The 20,173-nt window shown below is 71.6% G+C and carries 22 protein-coding genes and 1 pseudogene; 11 read left to right on the top strand and 12 right to left on the bottom strand.

From position 1 onward, the window contains the following. Position 1: 1 nt before the first annotated feature. From ACIBW9_RS17515 to ACIBW9_RS17485, 7 genes are all read right to left on the bottom strand, one after another. A complete protein-coding gene (locus tag ACIBW9_RS17515) occupies positions 2–1,000 on the bottom strand; it encodes an alpha-ketoacid dehydrogenase subunit beta (protein ID WP_398955850.1) in 999 nt (332 codons plus the stop codon). After that, positions 988–1,968, bottom strand: coding sequence for a thiamine pyrophosphate-dependent dehydrogenase E1 component subunit alpha (locus tag ACIBW9_RS17510; protein ID WP_398955848.1), 981 nt, complete (start codon positions 1,966–1,968; stop codon positions 988–990). Before ACIBW9_RS17510 ends, ACIBW9_RS17515 begins: the two co-directional genes overlap by 13 nt. Continuing rightward, the gene (locus ACIBW9_RS17505; RefSeq protein WP_398955846.1) at positions 1,968–3,302 is read right to left on the bottom strand and encodes a M24 family metallopeptidase; all 1,335 of its coding nucleotides are present in this window, start codon (positions 3,300–3,302) and stop codon (positions 1,968–1,970) included. The genes ACIBW9_RS17510 and ACIBW9_RS17505 overlap by 1 nt, the downstream gene beginning before the upstream one ends. Positions 3,303–3,354: 52 nt before the next feature. Further along, the gene (locus ACIBW9_RS17500) at positions 3,355–4,011 is read right to left on the bottom strand and encodes a helix-turn-helix domain-containing protein (RefSeq protein WP_398955844.1); all 657 of its coding nucleotides are present in this window, start codon (positions 4,009–4,011) and stop codon (positions 3,355–3,357) included. Positions 4,012–4,094: 83 nt separating this feature from the next. Then, complete coding sequence (locus tag ACIBW9_RS17495; protein WP_398955842.1) at positions 4,095–4,949, bottom strand: Cof-type HAD-IIB family hydrolase; 855 nt, start codon at positions 4,947–4,949, stop codon at positions 4,095–4,097. A gap of 79 nt (positions 4,950–5,028) precedes the next feature. Then, positions 5,029–6,435, bottom strand: coding sequence for a cytochrome (locus ACIBW9_RS17490; protein WP_398955840.1), 1,407 nt, complete (start codon positions 6,433–6,435; stop codon positions 5,029–5,031). Between the two features lie 139 nt (positions 6,436–6,574). Then, positions 6,575–7,042 carry a potassium channel family protein gene (locus ACIBW9_RS17485; protein ID WP_398955838.1) on the bottom strand — a complete coding sequence of 156 codons (468 nt, stop codon included), beginning with the start codon at positions 7,040–7,042 and terminating at the stop codon, positions 6,575–6,577. Between the two features lie 246 nt (positions 7,043–7,288). Here ACIBW9_RS17485 and ACIBW9_RS17480 point away from each other — a divergent pair, with 246 nt between their 5' ends. From ACIBW9_RS17480 to ACIBW9_RS17460, 5 genes are all read left to right on the top strand, one after another. Then, complete coding sequence (locus tag ACIBW9_RS17480; protein WP_398955836.1) at positions 7,289–8,107, top strand: hypothetical protein; 819 nt, start codon at positions 7,289–7,291, stop codon at positions 8,105–8,107. Positions 8,108–8,220: 113 nt separating this feature from the next. Continuing rightward, the gene (locus tag ACIBW9_RS17475) at positions 8,221–9,030 is read left to right on the top strand and encodes an SAM-dependent methyltransferase (RefSeq protein WP_398955834.1); all 810 of its coding nucleotides are present in this window, start codon (positions 8,221–8,223) and stop codon (positions 9,028–9,030) included. A gap of 39 nt (positions 9,031–9,069) precedes the next feature. After that, the gene (locus ACIBW9_RS17470) at positions 9,070–10,473 is read left to right on the top strand and encodes a glutamine synthetase family protein (RefSeq protein ID WP_398955832.1); all 1,404 of its coding nucleotides are present in this window, start codon (positions 9,070–9,072) and stop codon (positions 10,471–10,473) included. Positions 10,474–10,475: 2 nt separating this feature from the next. Next, a complete protein-coding gene (locus ACIBW9_RS17465; RefSeq protein WP_398955830.1) occupies positions 10,476–11,606 on the top strand; it encodes an amidohydrolase family protein in 1,131 nt (376 codons plus the stop codon). A gap of 15 nt (positions 11,607–11,621) precedes the next feature. Next, the gene (locus ACIBW9_RS17460) at positions 11,622–12,158 is read left to right on the top strand and encodes an NUDIX hydrolase family protein (protein ID WP_115910498.1); all 537 of its coding nucleotides are present in this window, start codon (positions 11,622–11,624) and stop codon (positions 12,156–12,158) included. Here ACIBW9_RS17460 and ACIBW9_RS17455 read toward each other — a convergent pair. Then, positions 12,121–12,951 carry a DUF427 domain-containing protein gene (locus tag ACIBW9_RS17455; RefSeq protein WP_398955828.1) on the bottom strand — a complete coding sequence of 277 codons (831 nt, stop codon included), beginning with the start codon at positions 12,949–12,951 and terminating at the stop codon, positions 12,121–12,123. The genes ACIBW9_RS17460 and ACIBW9_RS17455 overlap by 38 nt on opposite strands. Before the next feature lie 209 nt (positions 12,952–13,160). After that, entirely contained in the window at positions 13,161–13,520 is a 360-nt protein-coding gene (locus tag ACIBW9_RS17450) for an excisionase (RefSeq protein ID WP_398955826.1), read from the bottom strand. A gap of 68 nt (positions 13,521–13,588) precedes the next feature. Between ACIBW9_RS17450 and ACIBW9_RS17445 the strand changes: the two genes are divergently transcribed. From ACIBW9_RS17445 to ACIBW9_RS17430, 4 genes and pseudogenes are all read left to right on the top strand, one after another. Then, a complete protein-coding gene (locus ACIBW9_RS17445; RefSeq protein WP_398955824.1) occupies positions 13,589–14,560 on the top strand; it encodes a Clp protease N-terminal domain-containing protein in 972 nt (323 codons plus the stop codon). 51 nt (positions 14,561–14,611) lie between these two features. Continuing rightward, positions 14,612–15,619 (top strand): annotated as a pseudogene (locus ACIBW9_RS17440) (sigma-70 family RNA polymerase sigma factor); the annotation flags it as partial. A 64-nt stretch (positions 15,620–15,683) separates the two neighbouring features. Continuing rightward, complete coding sequence (locus ACIBW9_RS17435; protein ID WP_398955822.1) at positions 15,684–16,241, top strand: dihydrofolate reductase family protein; 558 nt, start codon at positions 15,684–15,686, stop codon at positions 16,239–16,241. Further along, entirely contained in the window at positions 16,238–16,549 is a 312-nt protein-coding gene (locus ACIBW9_RS17430; RefSeq protein WP_398955820.1) for an EthD family reductase, read from the top strand. Before ACIBW9_RS17435 ends, ACIBW9_RS17430 begins: the two co-directional genes overlap by 4 nt. A 129-nt stretch (positions 16,550–16,678) precedes the next feature. Here the strand turns inward: ACIBW9_RS17430 and ACIBW9_RS17425 are convergent, their stop codons facing one another. Then, positions 16,679–17,410 (bottom strand): flavodoxin family protein, encoded by a 732-nt coding sequence (locus tag ACIBW9_RS17425; RefSeq protein ID WP_398955818.1) that lies wholly within the window; start codon positions 17,408–17,410, stop codon positions 16,679–16,681. A gap of 169 nt (positions 17,411–17,579) precedes the next feature. Between ACIBW9_RS17425 and ACIBW9_RS17420 the strand changes: the two genes are divergently transcribed. Together ACIBW9_RS17420 and ACIBW9_RS17415 are read left to right on the top strand one after the other, a co-directional pair. Continuing rightward, positions 17,580–18,032: an SRPBCC family protein gene (locus ACIBW9_RS17420; protein ID WP_398955816.1), complete on the top strand. Its 453-nt coding sequence runs from the start codon at positions 17,580–17,582 to the stop codon at positions 18,030–18,032. A gap of 8 nt (positions 18,033–18,040) precedes the next feature. Then, positions 18,041–18,370 carry a TfoX/Sxy family protein gene (locus tag ACIBW9_RS17415; protein WP_398955814.1) on the top strand — a complete coding sequence of 110 codons (330 nt, stop codon included), beginning with the start codon at positions 18,041–18,043 and terminating at the stop codon, positions 18,368–18,370. A 12-nt stretch (positions 18,371–18,382) separates the two neighbouring features. Here the strand turns inward: ACIBW9_RS17415 and ACIBW9_RS17410 are convergent, their stop codons facing one another. Both ACIBW9_RS17410 and ACIBW9_RS17405 read right to left on the bottom strand, forming a co-directional pair. Further along, the gene (locus ACIBW9_RS17410) at positions 18,383–19,366 is read right to left on the bottom strand and encodes an aldo/keto reductase (protein ID WP_398955811.1); all 984 of its coding nucleotides are present in this window, start codon (positions 19,364–19,366) and stop codon (positions 18,383–18,385) included. A 90-nt stretch (positions 19,367–19,456) separates the two neighbouring features. Continuing rightward, on the bottom strand, positions 19,457–20,119 hold the full coding sequence (locus ACIBW9_RS17405) for an NUDIX domain-containing protein (RefSeq protein WP_398955809.1): 663 nt from the start codon (positions 20,117–20,119) through the stop codon (positions 19,457–19,459). Positions 20,120–20,173: the final 54 nt, after the last annotated feature.

The raw sequence follows: 20,173 nt of genomic DNA, 5'->3' as shown, positions 1-20,173 counted from the left end.
TTCAGTACGCGGCGAGACTCCGCACCGCCGTCACGACCTTGTCCACGGTGGGAATGACCTGCTCCTCCAGCGCGTCGGCGAAGGGCAGCGGCACACACTCCCCCGCCACCCGGCGCACCGGCGCGTCCAGCAGCCCGAAGCCCTCGTCGGCGACGACCGACACGACAGTGGCGCCCCAGCCGCCCTGGAAGGGGTTCTCCTCCACGGTCACCAGCCGCGAGGTCTTCGCGAGGGAGGCGAGGACGGTGGCGACGTCGAGCGGGACGAGGCAGCGCAGGTCGACGACCTCCGCTTCGATGCCCTCCGCGGACAGCTGCGAGGCGGCCTTCAGCGCCACCGGGACCATGGAGGCGAGGGCGACGAGAGTGATGTCCGAGCCCTCGCGCACCACGGCGGCGCGCCCCAGCTCGACCACGTGACCCGGTGGCGCGGGCGCGCCCTTGCTCGCCAGCAGCCCCTTGTGCTCGAAGAAGACCACCGGGTCGTCACTGCGAATGGCCGCCGCCATCATGCCGATGACGTCGGCGGGCGTGGCGGGGGCGGCGATCTTCAGCCCGGGGACGGTCAGCGCCCAGTTCTCCGTGGCCTGCGAGTGCTGGGCGCCGAAGCCGAGCCCGCCGCCGTTGGCGGTGCGCACCACGAGCGGCACGGTGACCTGACCGCCCGTCATGTACCGCACCTTCGGTATCTCGTTGGCGAGGTAGTCCCAGCAGCAGGCCAGGAAGTCGGAGAACATGATCTCGGCGATCGGCCGCATCCCGGTCATCGCGGCGCCCATCGCCGCGCCCACGATGGCCTGTTCGGAGATGGGCGTGTCCCACACCCGCTCGGGCCCGAACTCCTTGAGCAGCCCGACGGTCGTCTTGAAAACCCCGCCCGCCTCGCCGATGTCCTCGCCGAGGCAGACCACGGCCGGGTCGCGGCGCATCTCCCGCGCGATGCCCTCGGCGACCGCCTCGCGGTAGGTGATGACGTCACGGTCCGTGCTCACGTCCGCCATGCCGCACCTCCGTCCGCCCATACGTCGGTGAACGCGTCGCCCGGATCGGGGAGCGGCGCGTTCTTCGCCGCCTCGACCGCCTGCTGTACGAGGTCACGGGCGCGCTCGTCGGCCGCGATGACCGTCTCCTCGTCCACCCCCAGCTCCACCAGCCTTCCGCGCGCGAGGTCCAACGGGTCGTGCTTGAGCCAGCGTTCGACCTCCTCGGCCGGGCGGTAGGTGGCCGGGTCGGCGCGGCTGTGCCCGAAGTGGCGGTAGGTCTCGGCCTCCAGCAGAGCGGGCCCGTCTCCTGCCCGGGCCCGCTCGGCGAGGCGGGTGACCGCCTCCTTAACGGCGAGGACGTCGTTGCCGTCGACGACCTCGCCGGGGATGCCGTACGCGGGCGCCCGGTCGGCCGCCGGGCGGGCGACGGCCGTGACGTCGGCGATCGGCGTGTACTCCATGTACAGGTTGTTCTCGCAGACGAACAGCACCGGCAGCTTCCATACGGCGGCCAGGTTGAGCGCCTCGTGGAAGGCGCCGATGTTGGTGGCGCCGTCACCGAAGAAGGCGACGGCCACCTGCCGCGTCCCGCGCAGCCGGGCCGACCAGGCCGCGCCGACGGCCATCGGCAGGTGGGCGCCGACGATGGCGTACGAGCCGAGCATGTTCATGGACGCCTTGGTGAGGTGCATGGAGCCGCCCTTGGCCCTGCACAGCCCCGTCGCCCTCTGCATGAGTTCGGCGAGGCACTCCTCGGAAGTGGCGCCGCGGGCCATCGCGTGGTGGTGGCCGCGGTAGGTGGCGAAGACGTAGTCGTCGGGGCGCAGGGCGGCGCTCGCGCCCACGGCGATCGCCTCGTGCCCGGCGGCGAGGTGGGTGGTGCCCTTGACCAGGCCGGACAGGAACAGGTCGTGGGCGGCCTTCTCCGTACGGCGGATGACGGCCATCTGCTCGTACAAGGCGAGGAGTTCGTCACGGTCGGACATCAAGTGCCCCCGTTGATACGGGTGTTGAGGTGGGACTGGGCCTCGCGGCGGGTGTTGAGCTCGCCGCCGACCGTCCAGTACTTGCGGCCCGCGACCAGCAGTTCCTCGGCGGGGAACTTGGTGATGACCTCGCAGCCGTCGGCGGTGACGACCAGTTCCTCCTCGATCCGGGCCGCCGACCAGCCGTCGGCGGCCGGCCAGTAGGTCTCCAGGGCGAACACCATGCCCTCTTCGAGGACTTCGGGGTGGTCGAGGGAGACCAGCCGGCTGAAGATGGGCTTCTCCCAGATGGACAGGCCGACGCCGTGGCCGTACTGGAGGGCGAAGGCAGCGGTCTCGTCGGCGAAGCCGAACTCCTCGGCGCGCGGCCACACCTGGACGATGTCGGCGGTGGTGGCGCCGGGCCGGACCAGGGCGATGGCCTGGTCCATGTACTCCCGGCAGCGGACGTAGGCGTCCCGTTGCGCGCGGGAGGCGCTGCCGACCGCGAAGGTGCGGTAGTAGCAGGTGCGGTAGCCGAGGTGGCTGTGCAGTATGTCGAAGAAAGCGGGGTCGCCGGGGCGGATCAGACGGTCGCTGTAGACGTGCGGGTGGGGTGAACAACGCTCCCCGGAGATGGCGTTGACGCCTTCGACGTACTCGCTGCCGAGGTCGTAGAGGACCTTGCTGACCAGGCCGACGCACTCGTTCTCGCGCACGCCCGGGCGCAGATAGCCGTACAGCTCCTCATACGCCGCGTCGACCATCGCGCAGGCCTGGGTGAGCAGGGAGATCTCGTCGCGGGTCTTGGTGCGGCGGGCCTCCAGGAAGACCTGCTGGCCGTCGACGACGTCGATGCCCTCGGCGCGCAGGGCGGCGAGGATCGGCATCTCGGCGACGTCGATGCCGAGGGGCTCGTTCGCGAGGCCGTGTTCGCGCAGCTCGGTGGCGATCTTGCGGGCCACGTCCTCGGCGATCCCGGCGTCCGGGTGGAAGGCGCCGCGCAGGGTGGAGATCCCTGCCCGGGCGCCGGTGGGCGGGCCCTCCTTGCCGTCGCTGTAGTCCAGCCACGGGTTGTAGAGCTGATGGTGGCGGGCCGCGGAGCCGAAGTCCCAGACGACCGGTTCGCCGCCGCGCACCAGCAGGGCGAAGCGGATCAGCTTGTCCATCGCCCAGGTGCCGATGTGCGTGGCGGTCATGTAGCGGATGTTGGCGAAGTCGAAGCTGAGCACCGCGCCGAGCGAGGAGCGGTTCAGGGTCTCGTTGAGCCTGGCCAGGCGCTGCTTGCGCAGCCGGTCCAGGTCGATGCGCTCTTCCCAGTCGACGGCGTTGGGTCCATATGTGCGGATCGCCATGGCGACCACCCCCACTCCGGAGTGAACGACCACGCCGGGCAGGTGTCAAGTGCTACTGAACACTCTGGCTGAACACGAACCAGACCCCGACGGCCGGTTCGGTTCCATCATTCCGGTAGCGGTGCGGGGTCGTCGACTCGAAACAGACGGCGTCCCCGGGGCCCAGCGTGTACTCGTCGAAGCCGAGGGTGAGGACCAGCTCTCCGGAGGTCACATAGCCGTACTCGGTGCCCGTGTGCCGCATCAGGCCGCCGGAGCCGGAGGAGGAGCCGCCGGGCCGGTAGGTCACCAGCAGGAAGTCGACGTCGGTGCCCGGAACATGCCCGAGCCGCTCCCACACGACCCCCGAGTCCAGCTCCAGCAGCTCCCGCTCCCCCGGTGTGACCAGCGGTCCGATGCGCCGGCCGGGGTCGGCGGCGAAGGCCGCGAGGGCGTGCAGGACGGTGGCGGGGGCGGCGGCCGCGGCCACGACCGGCGAGGCGGCGGCCTCGTCCTCGTAGCCGTCGAAGAGCGCCTCCACGGAGACCGACAGTGCGGTGGTGATGGCGTACAGCGTGCTCACCGACGGCTGGCTCTTGCCGGTCTCGATCTGGGAGACCAGGCTCGCGGAGACACCGATCTCCCGGGCGAGGGAGCGCAGGCTCACGCCTTTGGCCAGGCGTGCCTGCCGGATGCGCGCGCCGACGGGCGGCACGGCGGCAGGAGACACGGCTGCTCCCCTCTCGGGCGGACATGTGCAGCACCATTGAACAGCGGGGGTCGGCCGTGACACCAGGGTGCGCAGCCGACCGGCTAGAGGTTCAGCACGTGCGCGACGGTGCGCAGCACTCCGTTGTCGTTGTTGGACGGGGCGAGATGGCGGGCCCGGGTGATGACGTCCGGGTGGGCGTTGGCCATGGCGAAGGACCACTCGGCGGCGTCGAGCATCTCCAGGTCGTTGAGGTAGTCGCCGAAGACCATGGTCTGGGCGGGTGTGATGCCCAGGTCGTGCTGGAGTCGGCGCAGGGCTGCGCCCTTGTTGGCGGTGCGGTTCATGACGTCGACCCAGTGCTCGCCGGAGACGACCACCTGGTGGGTGGGGGTGAAGGACTGGAGCGCGGGTGCGGTGGTGTGCGCGGCGGAGCCGAAGTCGAAGAGAGCGACCTTGATGACCTCGTCGTCGAGCGCGGTGGCGTCCTCCACGACGCGGTGTTCGACGTAGTACTTGCGCACCTCCGCCAGGAACGCCTCGTCGCTGCGCTCGACGTAGGCGGAGCGCTTGCCGCAGACGACGGCGCCCACGTCCACGCCCCCGGCCACCAGCTGTCGTACGGCCTGCACGACGCGGCCCGCGACACCCGGCTCCAGGGGGTCCGAGCTGAGCTCCACGCCGTCGCGCACCACGTAGGTGCCGTTCTCCGCGATGAACACCATGCCCTCGGCGACCTCGGCGAACTCCCGGGCCAGGGTGGCGTACTGCCGTCCGCTCGCGGGGCTGAACAGCACTCCGCGCCGGCGCAGTTCGGCCAGCGTCTCCCACAGGCCGGGCGGGATCCGCTTGGCGTCGTCCAGCAGCGTGCCGTCCATGTCGGTGACGACGAGGCGTATGTCGGCGGAGCCGGTGTGCGGGCCGGAGGCGGTGAGGAGGGGCGAGGCGGCGGAGGACATGACCTGCTTCCGGTGGGGCGCGACGGGGCGCCGGACGGCTTACGGCGGTCCCGCCACCCTACGCGAGCTGCGCGGACGCTCAGCTTCCGGACCGGATCAGGCCCGTCAGATAGCGCCACAGCGACGAGCGCCGCTTGGCGGCCTGGTCCGGTGCCGGCGAGGCGTCCGGTGCCTCGGCCGCGGGTGCCGGCGCGAGAGGCAGCGGAGGCCCGGACAGTTCGTAGCGCACCGGCAGCGAGCGCAGCCCCCGCATGAACGGTGAGGAACGCCACGGCAGTTGGTCGACGGGCAGGGCGAGCTCCAGGTGCCCGAACCGTTCGAAGACACGGCTGACGCCCGCCGCAGCGATCGTCGACGCCAGCTCGCGGGCCGGGCACTGGCGGGGCCCCGCGCCCCAGGACAGGTGCGCGCGGCTGCTGATGCCGGCGCCGGGTGCCATCTGGCCGGCGAAGAGGGGGTCGGCGTGGGCGGCGGCGGAGGAGACCCACACGGGGTCACCGGCGTGGATGGTGTAGTTGCCGAGCCGGGTGTCCGCGGCCGCGAACCTCGGCACGAAGTTGACCAGCGGCGGCTTGCGCATGACCACCCGGTTCATGGTCTCGCGCACCATTCCCGCGGACAGGGTGGTGCGCACCCCACCCTCGCTGTCTCCCGCGATCACCTCGACGACCGTGTTGGAGATGAGGATGCCGACATGGTCGGAGGTCATGCCGAGCAGCATGAACAGTTCGCGGGCCAGCGCGTCGACGGAGAGGTCCGGGTGGGCGGCCAGCAGATGGGAGGGGAAGTCCTCGCCCGGCTTCTCGATCTTGGCGGCGGCCAGTTCGCTGAGCGTCACCAGCAGGCGGGCGAGGGCGGGTTCGGCGTCCGGGCCGGCGTCCAGCACCCGCCACATGTCCATCAGGGCGTCGTCGCCCTGCGAGCCCGGGAAGCCGAGCAGATGGCTCGCCGCCATCAGCGGCAGCGGGCGGGAGAACTGCGCCGACAGGTCGGCCATGCCCGTGCCGCCGCCCTGGGCGAGCAGGGAGATCAGCTCGTCGGCGTATCCGGTGACGGCCGCCTTGAGTCGCTTGGCCTGCGGGCTCCGCGCGTCCTGGAAGGGGCGCAGGGCCGCATCCCAGGCGCCGCGCAGCGTGCGGTATCCGGGGCCGCCCTGGATCAGGACGTGGTTGACCTCGAGGGAGGGGCCGAGCGGCCAGTCGGCGGGCACCCGGCCCTCCGTACGGGCCCGCCAGTTCTCCAGGCCCTTGGGCCAGCCGGCGTCGTCCTGGAGCACCTGCAGCGACTCGCGGTAACCGAGCACGAGCCACGCGGGCACACCCAGCAGGTCGACCGGCGCGACCGGGCCGTGGCGCTCCCGCAGCCGCTCGTAGACGAGCGCGGGACGGGTCTCGTAGTCCCGGGTCATCAGGGGTTCCGGAGCCAGGTCCTCCAGCCGCGTGCCGGCCCGCCCCGCGCCGCCCTCGTCGACCAAGTGGAACTCCATGCTTCCGCCGCCCCCCTTCGACACCGCCCGAAAAACAGTCCGCGGCGTGCGGGTACGCGCGAACCCGGGGGACCGTACCTCAGGCGTCACAGAAGTCACACGGCGGGGTACTCACGGGTAGCAAGGAGCGCTCTCGCCCTCAGTTCCGCTCGCCGCTCCCGGCCACCATCCGCTCCAGCCGGTCGAAGCGTTCATGCAGGGCACGGGCGGTCTCCTCGCCCAACTCGTGGGCGTGCAGGGCGAGATGGTGGCGGCGTTTCTGCTCCCGTCCGACGAACCAGGTGGCGAGGGCCGCGGTGACCATGCCGTATGTGGTGATTCCGACGACCATCACGACGGCGCCGATGACACGGCCGCCGAGGGTCACCGGGTAGAAGTCGCCGTACCCGACGGTGGTCGCCGTCTCGATCGACCACCACAGGGCCTGCGGGTACGTCCGCAGATTGGCGCGTGGTGCGTCCTGTTCGGCGGCGACGACGGCCCACGAGCCGATGAGCATCACCACGCCCAGCACGGCCGTCGCCCCGCCCGCCGCTTTCAGGTGCAGGGAGCGTCCCTGCCGACCGAGCAGCAACGCCACCGCCCTGGCGAGGAATCCGGGCAGCATGGTCACTCCTCGGTACGCGTCGGCATGGGGTCAGTGTCGCCGCGGGTGGAAGTGCGGGCATGCCGGGCGGCGCGTTCGAGTTGCCGTACCGCTGGGCCTGCTCACCCGGACGGACCAGTGCGCTGGTGGGGCAGTGGGGCGGATGGTGCGCTGGGAAGGCCACTTCTGTCACGTCTGTCACCGCTGTCACCCCTGTCACCCCTGTCACCCCTGTCACCTCTCCCGGCTTCTCCGGAGGCGTCCGTCATGACCCGTCGTCCGTCCCGTCTCCTCCGCGTGCTCGCCTCCGCGTCGACCGCGGCCGCGCTGCTGACCACCGCTGCTGCCTGTTCGGGCGGGGGCGGCGGCGGTGGTTCGACGGCCTCCGAGGTCACCGCCACCCCGCTCGCCCGGAACACGCCCACCGCCCCGGCCCGCCTCACCAAGTCCGCTGCACAGGCCGCGCTCATCACCGAGGACGACCTGGAAGGCGACTGGAACCAGGTCAAGGGCGCCGCCGCCTGGGGCGACACCCTGCTCGTCGGGAAGGTCGACGTCGCCCAGTTCCTGACCGCGAAGGCGAATGCCGCCGACTGTCAGCGGCTCCTCGACGCGCTCTACGACGACGACCTGCTGGGCAAGCCGAGCGGCGTGTCCGCGCTGACCGGCTTCGAGCAGGGCGACTCCCGTCTGCTCCACCAGGTCGCCGCCTACAACCCCGTCCGGCTGAGCGCCGCTTTGGCCTGGTTGAAGACCCTGCCGGTCAAGTGCGACCAGTTCACCGCGACCGACGCCAAGGGCGGCAAGCGGACGGTCCAGGTGACCTCCGCCTCGGTGCCCAAGCAGGGCGACGCCCGGCAGGGCCTGCATGTGACGGTGCAGGGGACAGCGGACGGCGCACCCGCGACCCTCACCCTGGACGTGGCCGCCGTACGCGTGGGCAACGACGCGATCACCGTCACCGCCGGTGGCCTGGCCGGGGGCGCGCGCCCCTCGCTGGAGCTGGCGGTGCGCACGGGTGCCCAGCGGCTCAAGGACGTCCAGAGCGGCAGGACGCCCGCCGCGGGTCCCGCCCGGAGCGGCTGACGGTCGGTCGACCGGCCCGTTCCGCACACCTGATCGGCCGATTCCCGGGACAGCGTGATCACCGGACGGCACAATGGCGGCGACGGCCACAGGTGTTGAGAAGGAGCAGAGTTGTGAGTGAGAGCCACACCCCGGGCGGGTCGGCGAGGCTGAACACCGGTGTGGCGCACAACGCGCGCGTGTGGAACTACTGGATCGGCGGCAAGGACAACTACGAGGTCGACCAGCAGGTCGGCGAGCACGTCGCCGGGATGTTCCCGATCATCCGGGAGATCGCCCGCGCGGACCGCTGGTTCCTGGGCCGGGCGGTGCGGTTCCTGGCCGAGGAGCGCGGGGTGCGGCAGTTCCTGGACATCGGCACCGGGCTGCCGACCGCGGACAACACCCACCAGATCGCCCAGCGGATCGCCCCCGACGCCCGCATCGTCTACGTCGACAACGACCCCATCGTGCTCGCCCACGCCCGCACCCTGCTGACGGGCACCCATGAGGGCGTCACCGACTACATCGACGCGGACGTCCACGACCCCGACGCCATCCTCGAACGCGCCTCCCGGACTCTCGACCTCACCCAGCCGGTCGCGGTGATGATGCTGGGCATCCTCAACTTCGTGCTGGACACGGAGAAGGCGCGCGAGATCGTACGGAAGGTCGTCGCCGCGGTGCCCTCCGGCAGCTTCCTGGTCCTCACCCACCCCACCTTCGACGACGACCTGGGCGGGGCGGGCCAGATCCCGGCGATGAAGTTCTGGAACGAGAACGCCACCCCGCCGATCACCGCCCGCAGCGGCGAGGACATCGCCGCCTTCTTCGAGGGGCTGGACCTCCTCGAGCCTGGCCTGGTGTCGTGCTCGCAGTGGCGTGCCGAGCCCGGATCGCCCGCCGTGGTACCGCAGTTCGGTGGGGTGGCCGTGAAACCCTGACGGAGCACCCCTGTCGGACGTGCCGAGCGTGGAGGACGTATGACGACCCTTGCCGACCCCGTCCCCGGCGGCCGCCCGGGTGACGTCGAACGGGCCACCGCGCTCGGCGACGAACTGTCCGGGCGGGGCGTGCACGGCATCGTCCTGGCGTACGTCGACACCGCGGGCGTCGGCCGGGTGAAGACCGTCCCGACGGCCAGGCTGGCCTCGGCGGCGGCCTGGGGCGTGGGCATGTCGCCGGTGTTCGACACGTTCCTGGCGAACGACTCCATCGTCTCCACCGACGTCCTGGGCTCCCCGGACGGCGACCTGCGCCTCTACCCCGACCTCGACCAACTCGTCGTCCTGGCCGGACAGCCCGGCTGGGCGTGGGCGCCGGTGGACCGGATCACCCAGGAGGGCGAGCCGCACCCGGGCTGCAGCCGCACGGTCCTGCGCCGCGTCGTCTCGGAGGCCGCCGACCGGCACGGCCTCACCTTCAAGGCCGGCATCGAGATCGAGTGGGCCGTCGGCCAGGGCCCAGCGGAGAGCGGCGACTTCGTGCCCGCGACCTCGGGACCCGCCTACAGCGCCACCCGCCAGGTCGAACTCAGCGACTGCACCGCCGACCTGCTGGCCGCGCTCGCCGCGCAGGGCGTGGACGTCGAGCAGATCCATCCCGAGTACGCGGCCGGGCAGTTCGAGATCTCCGTGGGCGCCCTCGACCCGGTGGCCGCGGCCGACCGGAGCGTGCTGGTGCGGCAGACCGTCCGGGCGGTGGCCCGGCGCCACGGGCTGGTGGTGTCCTTCGCCCCAGCGGTCTTCGCGCAGGGCGTCGGCAACGGCGGCCACATCCACCTCTCCGCCTGGCGCGACGGCGTCAATCTGCACTCGGGGGGCGAGGGCCGCCACGGCATGACGGCCGACGCCGAGTCCTTCGCGGCCGGGGTGCTCGCCCGCCTCCCGGCCCTCACGGCGGTGACCGCGCCCAGCCCGGCAAGCTATCTGCGCCTCAAGCCCTCCCAGTGGGCCGGGGTGTTCACCGCCTGGGGCCGCGAGACCCGTGAGGCCGCGGTGCGGGTCGTCACGGGCACGGCGGGCCTGCACGACCAGGCGGCGAACCTGGAGGTCAAGCCGGTCGACCTGGCCGCCAATCCGTATCTCGCCCTCGCCTGCCTCATCGCCGCCGGACTCGACGGCCTGACCTCGTCCACGCCCCTGCCCGAGGAGATCACCGGCGATCCGGCCCGCCTCGACCCCGCGGACGCGGCGGCCCGGGGCGTCCGCCGCCTGCCGGCCTCGCTCACCGAAGCCGTCGAGGAGTTCCGCAAGGACGAACTGCTGCGGACCGCCCTCGGCCCGGTCCTCGCGGACGCCGTGATCGCCGTACGACAAGGGGAGATCGCGGCGGCACACGGGATGGACGACGAGCGGCTGGCGGCGGCCTACCGCTGGAAGTACTGACCATGACCGGCCCGGTCCAAGAGGCGCTCGACGCACTGGAGTTGGTGGACCACCACTGCCACGGCGTCGTCACCGCCGACCTGCCCCGGGAGGACTTCGAGGACCTGATCACCGAGGGCTCGGCCTGGCCCGGCGTCTCCCCCTTCGACAGCCCGGTCGGGATCGCGGTCCGCCGCCACTGTGCTCCCCTCCTGGACCTGCCGCGCCACGCACCGGCCGACGAATACCTCGCCCGGCGCGCTGAGTTGGGCGGACAGGAGGTACACCGCCGTTTCCTCACCGCCGCTCGGACAAGCACGTTCTGCGTGGACACCGGGTACGCCCCGCAGCGCCTCACCACGCCCGCTGAGCTGGCCGAGACCGCGGGCGGAACGGCGTACGAGGTCGTACGGCTGGAGGGCGTCGCCGAGGCGGTGGCGGCGCGGGGAGTCGAGCCCGGCGACTACGGCGACGCCTTTCAGGCGGCGGCGCTGGAGGCCGTGCAGCGGCCGGGCGTGGTGGCGGTGAAGTCCGTGGCCGCCTACCGCACCGGCTTCGACCTGGACCCGGTGCGCCCCTCGCATACGCAGGTCACCGAGGCGGCCCGGCACTGGTCGGCGCGCGGCGGCCGGCTGGACGATCCCGTCCTCGTACGGCACCTGCTGTGGACCGCGGTCGACCTCGGCCTCCCCCTGCAGCTCCACACCGGCTTCGGCGACAACGACATCCGGCTGCACCGCGTCGACCCCAGCCACCTCACCGACTGGCTGCACCTGACCACCGGCACCATCCCGGTGCTGCTCCTGCACTGCTGGCCGTACCAGCGCCAGGCCGCCTATCTGGCCGCCGTGTTCGAGCACGTGTACCTGGACGTGGGCCTCACCCTCCACTACGTCGGCCCGGCGCGCGCCCGGGCGGTTCTGGAGGAGGCCTTGGAGATCACGCCGTTCCGCAAGCTGCTGTACAGCTCCGACGCCTACGGTGTGGCCGAGTTCTACTGTCTGGGCGCGCTCGCCTTCCGCCGCGGTCTGGCCGGTCTGCTGCAGGACCGGGTGGACGCCGACGAACTGAGTCTGCCGGACGCGCTGCGGTTCGCAGAGTGGGCGGGAGCACACAATGCACGCCGGGTCTACGGCCTTTCCGGCCCCTCCTGAAAGTATGATCAAGCAATGTCTGACATGACCGAAACCACGCCGGGCTGGCTCAGCTCCGACGATCTCGAGCTGGCACGCGCCCGTATGCCGATCCTGTACGTCGAGGCGGTGCCCGTGCGCGTCGACGACAGCGGCGAAGTCACCAGCGTCGGCCTGCTGCTGCGCATCGGCCCGGACGGGACGGTCAGCCGGACCCTGGTCTCCGGTCGCGTGCTGCACCACGAGCGGGTCCGTGACGCCCTGCTGCGCCACCTGGAGAAGGACCTCGGCCCGGTGGCGCTGCCCCGGATCCCGGCCTCGCTGCAGCCGTTCACGGTCGCGGAGTACTTCCCGACGCTGGGCGTCACGCCGTACCACGACCCGCGCCAGCACGCGGTGTCCCTGGCGTATGTCGTCCCGGTCACCGGCGACTGCCGGCCCCGGCAGGACGCCCTGGACCTGGTGTGGTTCAGTCCGCAGGAGGCCGTGTCGGAAGCGGTGCAGAGCGAGATGCCCGGCGGGCACGGGGTGCTGCTCAGGCAGGCCCTCGCCCACGTCGGCTGCTCTGTCTGAGCATCGTGCTGAAGGGTGTGACGGGGCGCTCCACGCGCTCCCCGTCCACGACGATGTCCGCCACCTCGTTGTAGAACGCCAGGAGCCCCTTGATCGTGCCCACGGCGGGCAGCGGGTCCGGGTAGCTCCAGACGACGTTCGGCGGCACGTCGGCCTCGCCGCGCAGCGACCAGTACTGTGCCGTGCCTTTGTAGGGGCAGCCGGTGTGGTGCTCGGTGGGTTCGAGAAGGTCGAGGCGGACGTCCTCGCGCGGTACGTAGTAACGGGTCGGCAGACCGGTCTCGAAGAGCAGCACGGGCCGGTGGGTGTCGGCGACGAGCGTGCCGCCGACCGACACCTGGACGTGCCGGCTGCTCGCGATGGCATCCACCCGCTTGTGGGGGTCACGGGGGTGGATGAAGATCTCTTCCTCCTCCTCGTACCAGTGGTCCAGGCCCCTGCCGCTGCGCCGGAACCACTCGAAGGCGATGTACTGGGCCAGGTCGGCGGCCGGGAAGGTCCAGGCGGCGTTCTCCAGCAGCTCACCGCCGGCTTCGAGGTCGTAGAAGATTGTGGATCCGGTGTGGGCGCCCGTCCGCGGGTTCTTCGCGGGGCGCAGCAGGTCCTCGCGTACGTCGGCGCGCGGGAAGGCGTACTGCGGTACGGGCAGCGTGGGCTCCCAGACGAGGACGGGGTGCCGGCTGTCGACGACAGTGACGTCACCCTTGCGGCCGCGCACCCAGCGCTCGCTGGGCTCCCACAGGAGGCCTTCGGGGGTGGTGCGCAGGGACCGTTCGGTGGGAAGTGCATTCATGGACCGCTCTCCTTCGGCTCGTCGTGCTCGGGGCGTCACATGGTCGCCGCGGCCGCTTCGCGCGGAGCGGCGCCGCCGAGGTCCGGCACATCACCATCCTCCACCTCCCGGTCCACCCGGCAGGGCGGAGCCGGGGGCAGCGGCGGAAGCACCGCCCGGACACCCCGTCCTCCCGCCACGGGGTCGTCCGCCGACGGCTCAGCAGGCCGTCACTTCCGCTCCAGCGCCGCGAGCCGCAGTTCGAGCTGGTCGACCCGGTGTCGTAGCAGGGCGACCTGGGCTTCCAGGCTGACTTCCCGCTCCGCCCGCCGCTGAATGCGCGGGGACGCGGCGGCGCGCTCGATCACCGCGTCCAGCTGGACCAGGCGCTGCGGCCCGTTCGGGCCGTCCACCAGCCGGGACTGGATCTCGCCGTTGCGGTACCAGGCGCGCAGGGCCGAGCGGGACACGCCGGTCTCGGCTTCGGCCTTCGCCAGCGTGACCCAGGGTTTCTCGTCCAGCTGCTCGAACAGCTCCAGCTCGTTCTGCCAACGCGCGAGCCGGTCCTCCCAGTCCGACGGTGTCTCCATCGCACCCTCCCTTCGACACGGTGACCCTATCAATACCAGTGTATTGACAGGGTTGAGACCATGGAGACATGACTTTCGAGAGGTTCACAGTGAAGGCCCGCCGGGTGGTCGTCGCGGCCCAGGAGCAGGCGAGGCAGCTCAACCACGGCCACATCGGCACGGAGCACCTCCTGCTGGGGCTGCTCGACGTGCCGGACGGCACTGCGGCGCAAGTCCTGCACCAGCTCGGGTACGACAAGGAGACCGCGCAGGCCGACATCGCCGCGGCGGTCGAGCCCGGCACGAAGGAACTGAGCGGTCACATCCCGTTCGCGGGGCGCGCGAAGAAGGTGCTGGAACTCGCCCTGCGCGAGGCGCAGCAGCTCCACCACAGCGACATTGGTACGGAACACATCCTGCTCGCCCTGGTCAGGGAGGGTGAGGGCGTCGGCGCGAAGGTGCTCGCCGAGCGGATCACTCCGGTCAGCAAGATCCGTGCCGCGGTGCTGGCCTCGGTGGAGGGGGCGCAGGACACCACGGCCGGCCCCTGGCCGAACGGCACACCCGCCACCGAGGACACCCTGTCCACCGCGGGCGCACTGGCCGGCGGCGCTCCGGTCGGCAGCCACCACCTGCTGGAGGCCATGCTGCGGGCGGAGAACAGCATGGCGGCCAGGGTGCTGCGCGAACTCGGCGTCGACCCGGACGCCGTGGCCGCCAAGATCGACGAACTGGACCCGGAGACGACCACGGACGCGAACCCGGAGGAGGCCGCCGCGCGCAAGATGGAGCTCCGGCTGGTCGACGACGAGGTGCACGTGATCCTGCGGGACCCGGCGACGGTCGCGGCAGCCAAGAAGGTGACCGAGCTGTCCGGCGGCCCGATCCCGGGCGTGGGGCCGGTCGCCGGCCTGTTCGTCCCGGTGTGGCGGTCGGCCGACCAGCTCCTCCAGCAGATCCAGCGCACGCTGGAACCGGAGCCCGAAGAAGACGACGGCTCCGCCGCGAGCAAGGTCGCCAAGGCCGTACGCACGGTCCTCACGCCCCGGCTCCGCCGGTGAACCGGGTGGTCGGCGGGCCGGGCCCGCCGGCGGGACGGGCGACGACCGGGGCTCGCTGAGTCCCGCCCCCGCCGGAAAAGCAGGCCTTCTTCCCACCGGGCTGAAGGCATGATGACCCCCATGGACCTTGAGCCGTACCGGGGCGAGTTGGTGGCGTACTGCTATCGGATGGTGGGCTCGTTCCACGAGGCCGAGGATCTGGTGCAGGAGACGATGCTGCGGGCGTGGAAGGCCCGCGAGCGGTACGACGCCTCACGCGCCTCGGTGCGGACCTGGCTGTACCGGATCGCGACCAATGTCTGTCTGACCGCGCTGGAGGGGCGGGCGCGGCGGCCGTTGCCGTCCGGGCTCGGTGCGCCGAGCGAGGACCCATGGGCGCCGCTCACGCCCTCCTTCGACATCCCGTGGCTGCAGCCGTTCCCCGACGCCCGCTACGACGTCGAGACGCGGGCCGATCTGCGGTTGGCGCTGGTGGCGGCGATGCAGCTGCTGCCGGCGCGGCAGCGGGCGGTGCTGGTGCTGCGGGAGGTGCTGGAGTTCAGTGCCGCGGAGGTAGCGGAGCAGCTCGGGACGACGGTCGCCGCCGTCAACAGCTCGCTGCAGCGGGCCCGCGCCGCGGTCGCCGACGCGGGCGATCCGGGAGAGGTGCAGGAGCCGGACGACGCGGAGGCGCGGGAGGTCGTCCAGCGGTACGCGCGTGCCTTCGAGGCGGCCGACGTTCCCGCCCTGGTGCGGCTGCTGACCGAAGCGGCCGTCCTGGAGATGCCGCCGGTGCCGCTGTGGTACCGGGGCCGCCGCGACTACGGCCTGTTCATGGAACGGGTGTTCGAGATGCGCGGGACGGGGTGGCTCACACGGCAGCTCACCGCCGGCGGCCAGCCCGCTCTCGCCGCCTACGCACCCGCCCAGGACGGCGGGCACCGGCTGCACACACTGCAGGTGTTCACGGTGGCCGGCGGGCGGGTCGCGCGGAACGTGGTGTTCGCGGATCCGCGTGTCTTCGAGGCGTTCGACCTGCCCGGGGAGATGTCCCCGGACGACTTCGGCCGCGGGCGATGAGTCCGGCCGGTGGCGCCGGTACATACCGGTGACCACCGATCGAGACTTCCGAGAGGACCTCGCCATGAGCGTCATCGTCATCGCCTTCACCACGCTGGACGGCTTCGTCTCCGACCCGGACGGCCGGGCGGGCACACCCGGCGGCGGCTGGATGTTCCGGCACGGCCCCGAGGCGGTCGCCGGGGACAAGTTCCGGCTCGGGCCCGCCCTGGACGAGGGGGTCCTGCTGCTGGGCCGCACCACCTGGGAGCTGTTCTCCCAGCTGTGGCCGCACCGCGACGACGCGTTCTCCGTGCGCGTGAACGCCGCCCGGAAGCTCGTCGCCACCCGCACCCTCACCGACGTCTCCGCCTGGGCCAACTCGCGGATCCTCACGGGTGACCTGGTGGACGCGGTCAAGCAGGAGAGGCGTGACGTGGTCGTCGCCGGCAGCCTCAGCGTCGTCCGTGCGCTGATGGCCGAGGACCTGATCGACGAATACCGCCTGATCACCTTCCCCACGATTCTCGGCAGCGGCGACCGCCTCTTCCCCACGGACGCCCCGCCCGTCCACCTCGCATGCGAGTCGGCGGAGCAGACGGGGCCCACCGTCCTCGCGCGCTACCGCAGGGCCGGACGATGACGGCGCGCTTCCTCGTCGTCTACGAGACTCCGCCGGACCCCGCGGCATTCGACCGGCACTACCGCGAGGTCCACCTCCCGCTCGCCCACAAGCTGCCCGGCCTGCGCCGCTACACCCTGGGCCGCGAGCCCACCGCCCTACGCGGGGGCGAACCACCCCATCTGGTCGTCGAGTTGGAGTGGGACACGGTCGACGAGCTGCGCGCGGCGTTCGCCTCCCCGGAGGGCCGCGCCTGCGCCGAGGACGCGGAGCGCCTGCGGCTGCTTGCGCCGATGCGCAGCATGGTCTTCACCGTGGGCGAGGCCTGAGACCGTCCCTTGTCGCGGGGGCCCAGGCTCGGTCGCGGTGAGGGAGCCCGTCCCGTTCCGGAAGACGAAGCTCCCCTCCCCCGCCTCCTCGTCCCGACTCGCCTGGCCGCGGCGGCCGGGGTATGGAGTTCAGCGGTGTTCGGGGTTCTCCGCGTCGAAGCGGCAGCCGGCGTCCCACTCGGAACGCTGGTTGCCGTGGGCGGGGATGCCCTTGGCGCGCTTCAGCATGGCGGCCAGATGCATCAGGTTCCACGTCATGAACGTGGTGTTGCGGTTGGTGAAGTCGTTCTCCGGGCCACCCGACCCGGGATCCAGATACGACGGTCCGGGCCCCGCCGCCCCGATCCAGCCGGCGTCGGCCTGCGGTGGGATCGTGTAGCCCAGGTGCTGGAGGCTGTAGAGGACGTTCATCGCGCAGTGCTTCACGCCGTCCTCGTTGCCGGTGATCAGACAGCCGCCGACCCTGCCGTAGTAGGCGTACTGTCCGGCGGAGTTGAGCAGCGACGAGCAGCTGTACAGCCGCTCGATCACCTGCTTGGTGACCGAGCTGTTGTCACCGAGCCAGATCGGCCCGGCGATGACCAGGATGTCCGCGGCCATCACCCGCTCGTACAGCGCCGGCCAGTCGTCGGTGGTGAAGCCGTGCTCGGTCATGTCGGGGTAGACGCCGGGGGCGATGTCGTGGTCGACGGCGCGGATCTCGGAGGTGGTGACCCCGCGCGACATCATGATCGACGCACTTTTGTCGATCAGCCCCTGGGTGTGGCTGAGCTGGGGCGAGGGCTTGAGGGTGCAGTTGATGAACAGGGCGGTGAGGTCCTCGAAGCGGTACGCCTCGTCGGTCGCGGGCGATGCGGTCATGGGCGTACTCCTTCGGACGGGATCGCCGGGGCGGGTCGAGCCGCGGCTCAGCAGCAGCCTCTCGCCGCGGCAGCGATTTGTCCTGCTCTGGCGCGACGGCGTAAGAGACCCGTCACATCGGGACGACGTACGCCGCGCGCCCGCCGCCCGGCGCGGGGATCCTGGGAAGGTGACGATCGACGTGACCGTGACACGCGTCATCCCGCTGTCGCCCGAGCGGGTGGCGGAGTACGCCATGGACTGGCGCCACGACGCCGAGTGGACGCAGGGGATTCGTACGGCGGAGCTGACGCGGGAGGCGGACGGGGGCGGCTTCGGCGTCGGTGCCGAGGTCACCCGGACGGCGTTCTTCCTCGGCCGGCGCATCGACTACGTGCTGAGTGTGGCCGCGCACGACTTCCCCCGGCTGCTGGACATGGTGTCGGTGGCGGGCCCGATGCCCATGCACGTGACGTACTCCTTCGAACCGGACCCGGCCGGCACCCTGGCCCGCATCCGGGTCCAGGGCGGCTCCGACGGGTTCTACCGGCTGGCGGCACCGCTCCTGGCCCGCCAGGTCCGCTCCTCCCTGCGCAAGGACCTCCGCGCCCTCGGACGCAGACTCACCCACCGCACGGATTGAGGCCCCTCATGGCGTACGACGAAGGACTCGCCGGACGGATCCGGCAGCACCTGGGGGCCGATCCCGGGGTAGCCGAGCAGCGCATGTTCGGCGGCATCGCCTTCCTGCTGCACGGCAACATGGCCGTCGGGGTGACCGGCGACGACCTGATGGTCCGGGTCGGCCCCGACGGGACGGACGCCGCGCTGGCCCGGCCGGGTGCCCGGCTGTTCGACATGACGGGCCGCCCGATGCGCGGATGGGTCGTCGTGGACTCCTCGGCGGTGACCGAGGACGGGACACTCGGCGAGTGGATCGACGAGGGATACGCCTTCGCCGCGTCTCTGCCGCCCAAGTGAGGGCGAGCGGTCTCAGTGCGCGGCGTCCAGCCTGGCGCGCTGCTCCGCCGTCAGTTCCAGGTCGACCGCGGCCAGGTTCTCCTCCAGCTGGGCGAGCGTCGAGGCACCGGCCAGCGGGATGACCGGGAGGTCGCCGCCCAACTGCCAGGCCAGCACGACCTGGTTGGCGGTGGCGCCGGTCTCGCGGGCGATCTCGTGCAGGACGGTGAGACGGGCCGGAGTGCCGGGGTGGTCGTAGTCGGCGGGCAGCCGGGCAGGGTGCGTGTAGCTGCCCTTGAGGAGCGGTGAGTACGCGACCAGGGTCAGGGCCGGGTCGGCCCGCAGATACGTCAGCAGGTCGGGGCCCGCGTGGCCGAGGCTGCCGTCCGGGAACATGTCGCTGGGTACGTCGGTGCGCGGGCGCAGATAGCTGTGCGCGTACTGGAGGACCTCGTAGCCCGGCAGCCCGGCCGCGGCGGCGATCGCGCGGGCCCGCTCCACCCGCCAGACGGCCTGGTTGCTGACGCCCAGCAGCCCCACCGTGCCCTCGGTGACCAGTTCCGCGAAGCCCTCGACCGTCTCCCGCTGGGGCACGGTCGGGTCGTCGATGTGGGCGTAGAGCAGGTCGAGCTGGTCGACGCCGAGGCGTTCGCGGCTGCGTTCGGCTGACTCACGGATGACCTTCGCCGAGAGGCCCTCCGGGTTGTCGATGTAGCTGGTACCGGGGGCCAGTGGGCGCGCGCCGAGCTTGGTCGCGATGAAGATCTCGTCGCCGATGCCGCGGCTGCGCCGCCAGCGGCCGAGGAGTTCCTCGCTCTGGCCGCCCTGGCCACCGTCCTCCCAGAAGGCGTAGTTGTCTGAGGTGTCGATGAAGTTGCCGCCGGCTTCGACGTACCGGTCGAGCAGGGCGAACGACGTCTCCTCGTCGGTCCGCGAGCCGAACAGCATCGCGCCGAGCGCGAGCACGCTCACCTCGCGGCTGGTGTGCGGGTCTGTTCCGATGGTGCGGTACTTCATGCCGGGTCCTCCCGTCCGTGCCCGTGGTTTCGGGCACGAACGGGAGTCTTCAGCTTGAAGCGCACACGAAGTCAAGGGGCCCCGCGGGCACTACTTGCTGAACGGGCCCTCCAGCGCCGCCCACTGCAACAGCATGATCGTCTTGGCGTCGGCGATCTCGCCGGTGCGGATCATCTCCAGGGCCCGGCGGAAGGGCAGTTCGACGATCTCGATGTCCTCGCCCTCCTCGTCGAGGCCACCGCCCTCGTGGGTACGGGTCGAGGGGCCGTAGGCGGCGGCGTAGAAGCTGACGCGTTCGGTGACCGACCCCGGGCTCATGTAGACGTCGAAGACGTGCTGGACCTCGCCGATGGTGTGCCCTGTCTCCTCCACCACCTCACGGCGGACGGCGAGTTCGGGGTGCTCGTCATCGTCGTCGAGGAGTCCGCCCGGTGTCTCGACCAGCATGCCGTCGGGGTGTCCGTTGACGTACACCGGGAAGCGGAACTGCCGTGTGAGCAGCACGGTTTCGCGGTCGGTGTCGTAGAGCAGCATGGTGGCACCGTTGCCGCGGTCGTGGGTCTCGCGCTGCTGGGTGGACCAGGTGCCGTCGGCGTGCCGGAAGTCGAAGGTGGTGGCGCGCTCGACGTACCAGTGGCTGGAGAGCAGTTTCACCTCCCGCACCTTCACACGGGGATTGCCGGTCAGGTCGAGTCCGGCGCGGTCCAGTCCGGTGCGGCCGCGGCGGTCCGGGGTGTCGATGCCGGCGGTCATCGTGGACCGCCGGCCTTGCGTACGTAGGTCATGGTCGCTGTCTACCACGGCCGC

Source organism: Streptomyces sp. NPDC049541, from assembly GCF_044465725.1.
In the GTDB taxonomy this organism is placed as follows: Bacteria; Actinomycetota; Actinomycetes; order Streptomycetales; family Streptomycetaceae; genus Streptomyces.
The sequence above is the reverse complement of the archived record's forward strand: the minus strand, read 5'-3'. Positions and strand labels throughout refer to the sequence as shown.